Here is a 13,851-nt window from a genome sequence, read left to right as displayed (position 1 = left end):
TAAAATGTAAAATCCTTTTTTAACATCTTGGAATAAAAAAAAATTATTGAAACAAGTTTATTGTGACTGATAAGCTGATTTGCATTCAGTTATTGATTTTGCTGGGCTTGCCTTAATAATCAGATAATTATTATTAAAAAAGAAGAATAAAAAAATATAACAAAAAATGTTAATTTTGTTAAATTGTATTTTTATAAGTATTTTAAGATTAAAAATTATATAAATTTGATAACAAATATTACAATATTTTGTAAAGAAACCCCTTTTAGAAGCTTAATTTAACAACCCACAAAAACCTATGTATGAAAAAAATTAAATCAATTTTAGCCTTGTCTATTATAGCGCTAACACTATTTTCCTGTAACAAAGAAGAGGAAACAACTCAATCTAATCAGGAATCTCTTAAAGTAACACCAGATGTGTTAAATAAAATTAGTTCATTGTCACTAAATAACTCAGATGTTCAGGTGATTAAAAACACTAAATTAGATGGTAGCATTGAAGATGCTTTCCTGGTTGAGGGAGACATTATCATCACACAAGATCAATTAAACAAAATGGATCTTCACGGAGGTATTACTACAGAACAATACCGTACTACTAATTTAGTATCTGCACCAAGAACAATTAAAGTTGTTGGATTATCAGGAACTGGTACTACAGCCCTGACAACAAATATGCGTGCCGGATTGCAGGCAGCGATAAACAGATACAATAATTTAGGATTGTCTATCAACTTTACTTTGACCTTTAGTTCAAGTACTTCAGGTGCAAATATTGTGGTAAGAAGACAGACCGGATCTGCCGGTGGAGTAGCTGGTTTCCCTTCAGGTGGGGCACCTTATAATTCAGTTACCTTATATTCCGGATTAGATACTTATTCAACAGGTGTAAATGCACACGTATCTGCGCACGAAATAGGCCACTGTATTGGTTTACGTCATACAGACTGGTTCAGCCGTCAAAGTTGTGGACAGAATTCAAACGAAGGAACAGCTGGTGTTGGAGCAATTCAGATCCCTGGAACACCTTCAGGATATGATGCGACTTCTTATATGAGAGCATGTTTCAGTTCAAGTGAAACCGGAGCTTTCAATGCTAATGATATTACAGCCCTGAATTATTTATATTAAAAGTTGAATTAGAGTTCTCTTTACAAAATAGTAGAAGCTGCTTCATAAATTGTGAAGCAGCTTCTTTTTTTGTTTTTGAAAATCAATAATTTTTTATTACAAATCCTTAACCGGGAGTTTAACTGCAAACACGCAATTTTTATCGCTGCCATTATACGTAAAGTTCACAAAGCTTAAATATTAAACGTTGCGAACTTTACGTTTTTTTTCTGCAGGCTTTGCGGTTGTAAGATCCAGTAATTGTTAAAAATCCGAAGGTCTTTTTAAATCTTTCCTGGCTACTTTTACATCTTTTTTGTTTTGTCTGAAAGCAAAAATCATCTCTGGTGCAGCTGTAAAACATTTTATAATCCAGCTTGCTTCATGATACTTAAATTTTATATTATTTGTTAAAGCAATAAGCTATATCCATTTTTAGTCAATTGATATATTCGGAACATTTTATTTAATTTAGTTTTTATCAGGAATTTGGAATCAGGATAAAAATAAGTGAGAATGATAAAACGTTTTAAGGCATATATAAAGGATGTAGAACATGGATAATGACTTTGGAAGTATATACAAGCTGATAAACCAATATATTGAAGTCAGCCCGATAGAATGGGAACAATGCTGCTTAATGTTTACCCAGGATCGTATCAAGAAAAAGGATATCTTGCTTACTAAAGGTGATGTCTGCTGTAATATCTATTTCGTTGTGAAGGGACTTTTAAGGATTTATTTTGTGGACGAGAACGATGAAGAAAAAACTTTTCACTTTTCTCTGGAGAGTACTTTTGCCACCGACTACGAAAGTTTTTTAAAAAGGATTCCCTCGGATTTTTATATTCAGGCTCTGGAAAATACAACAGTTATTGTGATTTCTTTTGAAATGCTCAAAATGCTTTATGAAAATCTCAGGCATGGAGAAAAATTAGGAAGACTTATCACTGAAGATTATTTTTTTGTGATGAATGATAAAATTAAGGCACTATATACGCAGACGCCGCTACAACGATACAATAACATGAATGCTGCTTTCCCAAAAATACTTCGACGTGTGCCCCAGCATTACATTGCATCGTATCTAAATATTACTCCGGTTCATTTAAGCCGTTTGAAGTACGGCAGAGTGGGAGAATGATTCAAAATGTTAACATATGTTATTGCTGTTTTTTTTTATGAAGCTTTACTTTGTCCTGAAATTAATTCATTCATACTCCCATTCCGGCTTGTAAGAATAAAAGTTATGAGAGATCAACAGATTTAAAAGATATGCTTTTAGTACTAATGAAAAGAATGGAGGGAAACATTTAAAAATAGCATAAGCATGTCAATAGGCACTAAAATTAAAAGTATACGAGAACTCAAGAACTATACTCAGGAATATGTGGCCGACCGGCTTGAGATGACACAAGCCGGCTACAGTAAAATTGAAAAAGGCAGTACAAGCCTGAGTTTTGAAAAACTCGAACAGTTAGCGATTATTTTAGAACTTCCAATAGCAGATATTATAAATTTCGATATTGAAAGATATTTTCGTAACCGCAGGAGCACTGAAAAAGAACAAACTTACCATACAGATAAAAATACCATAATTAAAAGACTTTATGAAGATAAGATTGTGCTTTTAGAACGACTTCTGGGCAAAACAGATTCTGAGTTGCGTTTTTATAAAGATAAGTTTGGAGTTTTATGATTTTTGTTTTTCAGGAGTTTATGGACATAAAGATTGAAGACTGCTGTAAAACAAAAAACCTGCGAATCCCCGGATTTGCAGGTTTTTGAAAAGATTGAAAAAAGTTGCCTTTTACTTCTTTTATTTTTTTGTGGGTAAAGGAGGATTCGAATCATAAGCTCGAAACCGCATATATTCTGCGTTCTTTAATTTTTCAACCTGTTGTGTCACGATGTTGACGCGGAAAAGAAAGGATTATGTAAGTTTTTCTCCGCCACTGGATTGATGTGTTCCTAAAAAAGCAGGCTTATTTTAAGTCTTATTTGAATTTACCTGATTTCAGCATGGGTAATTTCACCTCCTGTTGTCCCTGTTTGCTGCGCAAAATACAGCACTACAAAGCAATACGCTAGTATAGCTAAAGCAATATAATTAGCATACGATTTCTTTTTCCAATTGCTCCATAAAGCAACTACAGAACTTATGCCCAACACATAAGATAATAAAGCAAATACTTCTGCTTTTTCTTCATGTTCATGGATTAAGTCTTTAGAGATTCCATTTATATGTTTTACCACGTCCTCTGCGCCATCGCCTGTTGCTATAGCTCCAAATGCTGCCAGGGCCCCCAGTATAAAAATACAATAAGCCGTTCTTTTTACAATTTCAGATTTTACTATAAATCCGCTAATAAGAACCAGTAAACCTACAATAGGTATAATAATAGGTAAGTGGTTTAATACTAAGTGATAATGTGCTCCGTTCATAGTGTTTTGTTTTAAATGATTAATTTTTTTATTCTTCTTTATTTTTCATTTTCATCAACAGGGTGTAAGCTCCATTGGTAACAATTTTTAAATTTTTAAATTTTTCAGGGTTTAAAATCTCCAAATAACCGTTTTCTTTGGCTCCCACAGTAACTTCTTTCATTTCATATTGTTGTTTTCCCGTTTCTGTAAAAACATAGTCTTTACCCTCAAAGGTCACAATACTTAATTCAGGCAATGCATTGGCTAAGCCGGATGTTGTTTCTATTTCGGCATTCATGTACATACCTGGTAAAAGGTATTTGTCATATTTTACAAAATGGCAATGTACCTCTGTATTACCGTTAGAGTTGATGTCTTTGTTGATTAAGATAATTTTACATTCGTACTTTTTATTGGGGGCTGCATTACTGTACGCAATTACCTTTTGTCCTATAGCAAGCTGTGCAATATTGGTATCATAAACACTAAGGTTTAGGTGAATGTCGCTGGGGTCTATAAGTTCAAACATTACTTCCCCCGGAGCGATATATTTGCCTATATTAATGTTGACTTTGCTTACAAACCCTGTTATTGTACTTAAAATGCGGATGCTTTTAGAAATTTTATTCGCTGACAGATTATTCGGATTGATATTAATCAGTTTGAGTTTTTCTGATAAAGCATTTACTGCTATACGAAGACTGCTTGCTTCAGATTCTGCTAATTGCGTTATTTTATCGCTGCTTGCTTTAGTTTGATTAAGATCTTTTTGGCGTTCGAATTCCAACTCTGCAAAATGCAGTTTGGATTTTGCCATCAGATAATCCTGCTGTAACTGAACATATTCCTGGTCTTGCAAGATAGCGATTACTTCCCCTTTTTTTACAAGCATTCCCGGTAAGAGTTTACTGTTTATCAAATATCCTCCAAGAGGAGCATTTACAGACACTAAATTTTGTGGCGGAACATCTATTTTTCCATTCAGTTTTATAACGGTAGCAATATTTTTCTCCGTTAATTCGGCAGTTGCAATATTTGCATTTTTGAATTGCGCATCAGTAAGTACTACACTATTTTCGTTTGCAGGTTTTTTTGTTGCTTCCTGTTCCGGGGTCGTGTTTTTGCATGCATTTAGTATAAAAAGCATACTTATAAACAAGGATATATTTTTCATTTAATTGTTAATTTGAAGTGATAAAGTTAAGTTCGATACTGCTTTCGTTTAGAGCCCTTACAGCTTCTAAATAATTGCTTTGTATGCTAATGGCCTGATTGATTACCATTACAAAATCTAAGAAATTAATTTCACCGTTACTGAATTGTTTATTCGCTGTTTCTTTAATCAGCGTGGCATTTTTTAAGCCTGAATCTTCAAAATATCGCGTTATTTCGGTATTGCTTTTATAAGCAGCCATCAATTGTTTATAGCGGTTCTGTAAAAAGGTTAACTGCATTTCGTATTCGTTTTCGGCAATGCTTTCTCCCACCTTAGATGCCTGTATTTTAGCACTCTGGCTTCCTGCAAAAATGGGTATTCCCACTCCGGCCTGTACCGAGCTAAAGCGATTACTTCCGTTATAATAATTATTATCAGGTCCCATGCCTTTAAAACTATTGTTAAAGTAGCCTATGGTAAGATCCGGCAGGTATTTTGACTTTTCTAATTGCGTTTGTGCTACGGCATTATTTTTTTGCTGCTGCGACAGTTTTAAAAGGATATTATTCTCAATTGCATCTTTCATTGGTCTCATAGGGCATTTAAGGCTTTTATCAAATGGAATAACGGTGTTTTCTGAGTTCAAAAGTACCTGAAGTTCCAATAATGTGGTCTGCATCTCTTGTTGCAGCTGCATCAATTGTAGAGTAATGGCAGCCCGCTGGTTTTCGGCGGTGATTTTTTCCAGAATGTTACTTTCTCCTTTTTGCAATCGAAGATTTGCTTTCGCATAAAAATCATTGAAAAGAGTATCTGCTTGCTGTAATAGCTTTTGTTTCTCCTGATAATATAAGAACGTATAAAAAACGTGTGTTACGGCCTTTTTAATTTCCTGCTCTTTTAATGAAGTGTTTAATGCCGAAGTCTTCCATTGTTCGGATAACAGCTGCTTTTGTTTTTTATAGATGGCAGGAAATGCAATAGTCTGCGAAATACCAAATCGGGTATCATCATACGCGCTGTTTATTTGTCCGGCTTCAGCAAAAACGTTTGTTTTAGGAATATCAGCTCCTGATTTAATGAGCGCTTGTGCATAAGCTGTTCTAAGCTTTTCGTTTTTTATGCTATTGTTTTTCTCTGTTGCCATTTTTAATGCCGTTTCAATGCTTATTTTTTCCTGTGCACTTACAGCTGAAAAAACAGAAAAGAAAACCAATATAAATGCTGCTTTTTGCGTTAAACTTTTTACTTTAAAACCTTTTTCAAATAAGATATAGAGCAGGGGTAATACAAATAAAGTTAGAAAGGTAGCGACTAACAAACCACCTATTACGACCGTTGCCAGAGGGCGTTGTACCTCCGCACCTGCACCGTTGCTTAAAGCCATTGGCAAAAAGCCCAGCGAAGCTACAAAAGCAGTCATTAATACAGGACGAAGTCTTGATTTTGTTCCTATTAGAACAATTTGGACGAGATTTTTCATTCCGTTATTTTTAAGTCGGTTAAATTCAGCTATTAATACAATTCCGTTTAAAACGGCTACTCCAAACAAAGCAATAAAACCGACACCGGCACTAATGCTAAAAGGCATGCCACGCAAGGCCAGGAAGAATATACCTCCAATTGCCGATAACGGAATTGCAGTATAAATAAGCAGCCCGTGTCTGACCGAATTGAACGCAAAAAAGAGTAAAATAAAAATCAGTACGAGCGAAACAGGAACGGCAATCATAAGGCGGTCTTTGGCCTGATTTAAATTCTCGAATGCGCCGCCATAAGTAACATAATAGCCTGCAGGCAGTTTTAGTTCTTTGTCTACTTTGGCCTGTAATTCATTTACGATACTTTGTACATCTCTGCCTTTTACGTTAAAGCCTACAACAATTCTGCGTTTAGTGTCCTCACGCTGTATTTGGTTGGGACCGTTCTTAATTTCTACAACAGCAAGTTGCGATAAAGGAATCTGACTTCCGTCTGATGAGGGGATGAGCAGATTTTGAATATCTTCAATATCTTTTCTTTCATTGGCGTTCAGGCGCACTACCAGATCAAACCTTTTTTCCTGTTCAAAGACTAAGCCCGTGCTTTGTCCTGCAAAAGCAGTATTTATGACTTTATTAATATCGGCTATTGATAAATGATGTTGGGCAATTGCAGGTCGGTTATACGATATAATTACTTGCGGCATACCGGCAACGGGTTCTATGAATAAATTGGCAGTTCCGTCTACCTTGTTAATAATTTTGCCCAGTTTGTTTGCCGTCACCGCTAATGTATCCAGGTTTTCTCCAAATATTTTAAGCACAACATCTTGTCGGGCTCCTGTCATCAATTCGTTAAAACGCATTTGTACCGGGAATTGAAATCCTGTCGTAATTCCTGGAACATCTTCTAAGGCTTTGCTCATCTTAGCCGATAATTCATTAAAAGTTTTAGCCGATGTCCACTCTTTTTTATCTTTTAAAATCACCATCATATCACTGGCTTCCATTGGCATTGGATCTGTAGGAACTTCGCCGCTGCCTATTTTAGTCACTACTTTTAATACTTCCGGAAACTGGCTTTTGAGTATATGTGCCGCTTTCTGGGTACTTTCTATAGTTGTATTTAAGTTACTGCCTGTCAGCACTCGCGTGTCTACTGCAAAATCGCCTTCTTCAAGAGCGGGTATAAATTCGCCTCCCAAAGAGGTAAGTGTTATAACAGCCAATACAAAAAGCAGTAAGACGGAACCTAATACGGCTTTAGGAAAACGAAGGATCCTTTTTAGCGTATTTTGATAGCTGTTTTCAAGGCGTTTCATTACCCGGTCTGATAGATTTTCTTTGTGTTTTGTTTTTTTACTTAGAAAAAAAGCACTCATCATCGGAATATAGGTCAGAGATAAAATGAAAGCACCCAGCAGAGCAAAAGCAACTGTTTGTGCCATAGGTTTAAACATTTTGCCTTCGATACCCTGTAAAGTAAAAATGGGTAAGTAAACAATCAATATTATAATTTGTCCAAATACGGCACTGTTCATCATTTTGCTGGCCGAGCTGGTAACGGTTTTATCCATTTGATCAGGAGTAAGCGAGGCGTTTTCCTTAAATTTGGCAGTACCGGAGAGCTGATGCATAATGGCTTCTACAATTATGACTGCGCCGTCTACAATTAGTCCAAAATCCAGCGCTCCAAGACTCATTAAATTCCCGCTTACGCCAAAGAGATTCATCATGCAAATAGCAAACAGCATGGCTAACGGAATTACCGATGCCACCAATAAACCGGCCCTTAAATTACCCAGAAACATTACCAAAACAAACACTACGATTAAAGCTCCTTCGAGTAAGTTTTTTTCGACTGTACCAATGGCATTATTGACCATTTTTGTCCGATCGAGAAAAGGTTCAATTTCGACGCCTTCAGGAAGTGTTTTTTGTATTAGGGCAATTTTTTCTTTTACATTTTTAATGACCTCGCTACTGTTAGCTCCTTTAAGCATCATAACTATCGCTCCTGAAACTTCACCTTCATCATTATAGCACATAGCACCGTAACGTGTGGCAAAACCGGTTTTTACGTGAGCAACATCTCTTATAAACAATGGAGTGTTACTGTTTTTATTCGGAATGGCGATATTTTCTATATCCGTGGTAGTTCCAATAAGACCTTCACTGCGGATATAAAGTACAGTAGGTCCTTTTTCTATATAAGAACCACCTGTATTTTGATTGTTGTTCTGAACCGCTGCAAAGACATCATTAATAGTTATCCCGTAAGCATTTAGTTTATCAGGACTAATGCTGATTTCATATTGCTTGAGTTTACCACCAAAACTGCTCACTTCAGCCACCCCTTTAACACCTAGTAGTTGTCGCCTTACAATCCAGTCCTGAATCGTTCTCAATTCGGTTACATTAAATTTTTGTTCATACCCTTTTTTGGGTTTAACCACATATTGATAAATTTCACCAAGTCCTGTAGATATAGGTCCTAATGTAGGAGTACCTATGCCTTGTGGAATCTCATTTTGTACTTGTTGTAAGCGTTCAGCAACTTGCTGTCTGGCCCAGTAAACATCAACATCATCATCAAAAACGATGGTTACCAGAGACAATCCAAATCTGGAAAAGCTGCGAATCTCTTTCATTCCGGAGATATTGCTATTGGCCTGTTCTATCGGAAAAGTGACCAGTCGTTCAATATCAGTGGCACCAAATGAAGGCGCTATGGTTATAATCTGTACCTGATTGTTGGTAATATCGGGAACAGCATCAATGGGCAGGCGGGTGGCCTCATAGGAGCCATAACTAATCAGGGCAATTATAAAAAGCCCTACGATGAGTTTATTCCTCACGGAAAACTCAATTATTTTATTAAGCATAATTTTGTGTTGTTAATCGTCGTTATAAAAAATAAGGAATAGCAAAAACACGCGCCATTAGTTAGACGTGAAAGTTTTAAGCCAATAAAAAACGATTAACAGTTTCTGGGCGGCTGCCAGATAGAGGAAAGAGAAATGGAAGAATAGGAAAAAGAATAAGTATATAAATTTTGCTTTTTATACTTATAATTAACTTTTTGGATTGTTTTATATTCTTGTGTTAACGGATAAAATACAACAGAACTGATGTTTGTGTATGATTTAAAAGGTAATTTCATATCCTTATCATAATCGGCATCGTATACATCCGGTCCCTGATAATGAATGCATAAAAACTCAAGAATTGTTAAGCCAGGGTTTTGTTGCTTATGTTCCACATAATGTTCTACCATAACAGGCAGTTTTATGAGTTCAGTCAACTGCGTTACAGACAGTAGATAAACAGATAAAAATAATATGGACAAATACTTTTTCACAATTCAAATTTAGCTAAAAATCGTATAAGAATTTGTTAAAGAGGTTGTTTAGAAATATTGTAAATAATTTTAATTTGCGAAATGGTATTACCTAAAAACTCTTTTTGTGTTTAAGAGCACTGCGGGCGAACATTGAATAAATGTTCGACTTGCTTCAGTAGAATGCAATCTAAATTTTAATTCAATTATTTTGTAATTTGATTTGTGCTAATTTAACTACTGTGTAATTTCTAAAATAAAAAATTATTTTGCTTGATTTGTCAGATTGTAGTAAGATTATATACCAAGCTTTAGAGGATTATGATACATTAAAATAATTACCCATACGGGAAAAGAAGAATCGTTTTTGTATGATGCGTTCCGTATTCTCTAGAGCTGTTTTTTTAAGGTCAGTGGTGACAGATGTTCACAAATAAGCTAGCAGATCCAATAGTAATTGTTTTAAAATAAGTATGTTAAGTATAATTATAAAAAGCACATCATATTCGAAAATTGACTGCCAACGAAATATCGTCGGCAGTCAATTTTCGAATATTTTAAATTTAAATACATAATTATCAATACCTTCGTAGATCCAGTTTAATCCCTAAGAAAATGCGCTCTAATCAATACAGAATAGTTCTGTTTCTCCTTGTATGGTCTACATTTGGAGAAGCAAACGCATTGACTTTTTTTAAAAACACCAACCAAGTTGTAACAGCAGATAAAAGTCTGTTAGATTTGGAAAAGGATTTTAATAAGGAACCTCCTTATACTGAACAACAGGTTAGAAAAGCGGAGAGATTGTTAAGCGGATTAAAAGCAGATATCGATAAAATAAAAATTCTACTGAAAGTCAGTGACTGGTATGAAGCTTCTTATAATAATCCTAAAACATTGGAAAAGGCATTTCAGTATGCAGACGAAGCCCTTCAGATAAGCCAGACTATTCATTCTAATATTTATGCTGGTAAATGTTATCTGCAGCTTTCTATGGTGCAAGAGTTGAGAAATAACAATCCCATGATAGAAGTCAACGCCAGAAAAGCAATAGACGCGTTAACTAAAACAAATCAAACAGATGATTTGGGAGAAGCATGGGTAATGGTCTGGTCTGCTAAAATGCGCACCAATGCACCAATAGAAGAGAGGTTAGTTCCAATTTTTAAAGCCGCATCTCTATTTGAAAAGTCCGGAAACAAAAAAAGAAGTGGTGACTGCTACAGAGAAATAAGCGAATTGTATTTTTCGATCTCAGATTTTCACAACTCTCTAAATTCGCTAAAAAAAGCTATATTTTTCTATAAAGCAGCCAATCTTAAAGAAAATGATATTTATCCTATTTCCTCCAGACTAAATATTATCTATGAAACAGAAAAGAAAAGCATGGATATTATAAAACTTAAAAATCAGACCTTGTTGCAGCAAAGCAAACTTAAAAACGAGGTATTTTTACGTAATTCCATGATCACTTTTGTTTTCCTTTTACTTATAATTCTGGGATTACTTTATAAAAGTTTTATGTTTAAAAAGAAAACAAACAAGGTACTCGAAACGCAACAGAATGAAATCAATAAAAAAAATAATGCACTGCAAAAGATGGTCGTTGAAAAAGAATGGCTGCTAAGAGAAATTCATCATAGAATAAAAAATAACCTTCATATGGTTGTTGGGCTTTTGGCAAGTCAAACAGAATTTTTAAAAAATGAAGAAGCACTTCAGGCCATTAATAACAGTCAGAACAGGATTCAGGCTATGTCTTTAATTCATCAAAAATTGTATCAGTCAGAGAGTTTATCTATAATTGATATGCCATCTTACATCTTCGAATTAACTGAATATTTAAAAGATTCATTTGAAATCAGAAATACAATCCGGATTATTTTGCAAATTGACAGTTTTAATCTGCCTTTATCGCATTCAATTCCAATTGGGCTGATTCTTAACGAAGCAGTAACAAATGCTATCAAGTATGCTTTCCCGGATTATAAAAACGGAGTCATTAGTATTTCACTAAAAGCCTTAGAAAATAACAAGTATGTATTAATAATTCGCGATAATGGTATTGGACTTCCACCTGATTTTGACCCTTATAACAATCCTTCATTAGGAATAAAGTTAATGCATGGACTTTCTGCCGACATCGATGGAAAGTTCCTGATAACCAATTCAAATGGAACCAAAATAATTTTGGAATTTACTTTCAGTGAAAATAACCCTCATTAATTTAATTCTGTAAAATGGCAAAACCACTAAAAATTCTCATTGTTGAAGATCAGTTCGTTGAGGCGAATCATTTGCGATTAATGCTGAAAAAAGCGGGACATACTATTATTGGAATGGCACGCTCTGTAACAGATGCCCGATATTATATTGCTCAGGAAAAACCAGAATTGGTTCTTTTGGATGTTTTTCTTTCAGGAAAAGAAACCGGTATTGATCTTGCCGAAATACTAAAAGAAGATAATATTCCTTTTATTTATCTTTCTGCTAATTCTAATCAGGAAGTTTTAAGCAAAGCTAAATTGACACATCCTTATGGATTTCTGGTAAAACCATTTAGAGAAAAAGATTTATTAATAACAATTGAAATTGCAGAATACCATCAGGAACACGGAATTGAATCTTCTCTTCGAAAAGAACTTTTGTTTCAAAAACAATTAAAAACAATAGTAGCCAAAAGCGGTACCTGGGATGATAGGGTGCTTAATATTATCACTGCTTTACAGTCCCTTATTTCTTTTGATCTTGTGATGGCCGTTTTTTATATAAACAATAAATTATCCAACAAAGTATTAGGGTATGCCAGAACCGGTTTACACGAGTATCAAAGAATAGGAATTGAAGAATTACAGAACATTACTGCCCTAAAAGAATCTGAAATAAATGAATTAAGAAGTAAAAGTAAAGTTGAGACAGAATCGATTTTCTATAATGATCAGGATTTTATAAAAATTTGCGATAAAATACCAATTAAAAAGATGTTTGCAAATTCAATGAATATGAAATCTAATCTCATGCTGCCCGTACCTTTATCTCTTACCGAAAGTGGCGGACTCTATTTGTCTTTTTTCAGCAGACAGTCTAATAATTACAATAAAAATCATTTAACATTATGCGAAAGGCTTCAGGAACCTTTAATTTATGCCATTGAAAATTTGATTCTTCATGATAAAAAAGCAGACCAAAAAGATTCTTCTCCTGTAAATAACAGTACAGGGAAAAATATAAAAATTGCAGGTTTTGAATCCATCGTGGGAAAAAGCCCGGTTCTGCTAAAAATATTTGATCATATTTTGCAAGTTGCTCCTGCAGATACAACCGTTTTAATTACCGGAGAAAGCGGCACCGGAAAAGAAAGTATCGCGCACAGTATCCGGCAACTTTCAAATAGAAAAAATCAGCCGTTTGTAAAAATTAACTGTTCTGCGCTGCCTCCAAGCCTTATAGAATCTGAATTGTTCGGACATGAAAAAGGATCTTTTACAGGTGCAGCAGAGAGACGAATAGGCAAGTTTGAACAAGCAGACAATGGAACATTATTCCTGGACGAAATTGGCGATATGCCGTTGGAAATGCAGGCCAAACTATTGCGTGCCATTCAGGAAAAAGAAATTGAACGTGTTGGAGGAAATGTTTCTATAAAAATAAATGTGCGGATTATTGCAGCTACAAACTGTAATCTTGAAAAAGAAGTTGCCGAAGGCCGTTTCAGACTAGATTTGTATTACAGGTTAAATGTATTTCCTATTCAGCTGCCGCCATTGCGTGAACGCAAAGAAGATATAGGTTTACTTGCCCGTCATTTTATTGCTGTCTATAGTTCTAAAACAGGAAAAAATGTAGCAGAAATATCAGAAAATGCGTTAAAAGGCCTTTTAGCATACCAATGGCCTGGGAATATTCGTGAACTTGAAAATCTTATTGAAAGAAGTATTCTTTTAGCAAAAACAGACACTATAGAGCACATTCCGCTTCCGGCTTTTGATGAAACTAAAATAAATAACAAGTCAAATGAATGGTACTTTAAGACGATTCAGGAAAATGAAAGAGAACATATTATAAATGTTCTCGAAAAATGTAACGGAAGAATTAGGGGAACTGGCGGAGCATCAGAAATATTGGGACTTCCCCCAACGACATTAGCGTCAAGAATGCAGAAATTAGGGATAAAGAGAAGTCATTTTTAATTATGAATTATCATTTCTTGTTATTAAAATTGATTTAAGACAGCTGTATTATTTACCATTCACCATTAATGATTCACGATTAAACAAACGATATTAAGTTGCTATATTTTCGTTTTACGACGAGATATAGTCGTTCTGAATTTTA

9 protein-coding genes are annotated in these 13,851 nt (G+C 34.8%); 5 read left to right on the top strand and 4 right to left on the bottom strand.

The genetic code is table 11. The annotated features are described in order from the left end of the window. The first annotated feature begins 302 nt into the window (after positions 1 to 302). The 3 genes from GJU43_RS13245 to GJU43_RS13235 all read left to right on the top strand — a co-directional run bounded on the left by GJU43_RS13245 (position 303) and on the right by GJU43_RS13235 (position 2,811). The gene (locus GJU43_RS13245) at positions 303 to 1,133 is read left to right on the top strand and encodes a M57 family metalloprotease (RefSeq protein WP_154341231.1); all 831 of its coding nucleotides are present in this window, start codon (positions 303 to 305) and stop codon (positions 1,131 to 1,133) included. A 535-nt stretch (positions 1,134 to 1,668) separates the two neighbouring features. Beyond that, positions 1,669 to 2,256, top strand: coding sequence for a Crp/Fnr family transcriptional regulator (locus GJU43_RS13240; protein WP_154341230.1), 588 nt, complete (start codon positions 1,669 to 1,671; stop codon positions 2,254 to 2,256). A 186-nt stretch (positions 2,257 to 2,442) separates the two neighbouring features. Continuing rightward, positions 2,443 to 2,811 (top strand): helix-turn-helix domain-containing protein, encoded by a 369-nt coding sequence (locus tag GJU43_RS13235; RefSeq protein ID WP_154341229.1) that lies wholly within the window; start codon positions 2,443 to 2,445, stop codon positions 2,809 to 2,811. Between the two features lie 308 nt (positions 2,812 to 3,119). Here GJU43_RS13235 and GJU43_RS13230 read toward each other — a convergent pair whose 3' ends face one another. From GJU43_RS13230 to GJU43_RS13215, 4 genes are all read right to left on the bottom strand, one after another. Next, positions 3,120 to 3,557, bottom strand: coding sequence for a hypothetical protein (locus GJU43_RS13230; protein ID WP_154341228.1), 438 nt, complete (start codon positions 3,555 to 3,557; stop codon positions 3,120 to 3,122). A 28-nt stretch (positions 3,558 to 3,585) separates the two neighbouring features. Further along, positions 3,586 to 4,713, bottom strand: a complete 1,128-nt coding sequence (locus GJU43_RS13225; protein WP_154341227.1) for an efflux RND transporter periplasmic adaptor subunit — start codon at positions 4,711 to 4,713, stop codon at positions 3,586 to 3,588. A gap of 7 nt (positions 4,714 to 4,720) precedes the next feature. Further along, on the bottom strand, positions 4,721 to 9,061 hold the full coding sequence (locus tag GJU43_RS13220) for a CusA/CzcA family heavy metal efflux RND transporter (protein ID WP_154341226.1): 4,341 nt from the start codon (positions 9,059 to 9,061) through the stop codon (positions 4,721 to 4,723). 95 nt (positions 9,062 to 9,156) lie between these two features. Then, positions 9,157 to 9,453, bottom strand: coding sequence for a hypothetical protein (locus GJU43_RS13215; protein WP_154341225.1), 297 nt, complete (start codon positions 9,451 to 9,453; stop codon positions 9,157 to 9,159). Between the two features lie 678 nt (positions 9,454 to 10,131). On the opposite strand from GJU43_RS13215, the gene GJU43_RS13210 reads away from it, so the two are divergent. Both GJU43_RS13210 and GJU43_RS13205 read left to right on the top strand, forming a co-directional pair. Next, positions 10,132 to 11,742 carry a sensor histidine kinase gene (locus GJU43_RS13210; protein WP_154341224.1) on the top strand — a complete coding sequence of 537 codons (1,611 nt, stop codon included), beginning with the start codon at positions 10,132 to 10,134 and terminating at the stop codon, positions 11,740 to 11,742. 14 nt (positions 11,743 to 11,756) lie between these two features. Further along, entirely contained in the window at positions 11,757 to 13,706 is a 1,950-nt protein-coding gene (locus GJU43_RS13205) for a sigma 54-interacting response regulator (protein ID WP_154341223.1), read from the top strand. Positions 13,707 to 13,851: the final 145 nt, after the last annotated feature.

This window comes from Flavobacterium sp. LC2016-23 (assembly GCF_009674775.1).
Lineage (GTDB): Bacteria > Bacteroidota > Bacteroidia > Flavobacteriales > Flavobacteriaceae > Flavobacterium.
Note: the sequence above shows the minus strand (reverse complement) of the source record. Positions and strands in the feature narration are given on the sequence as shown.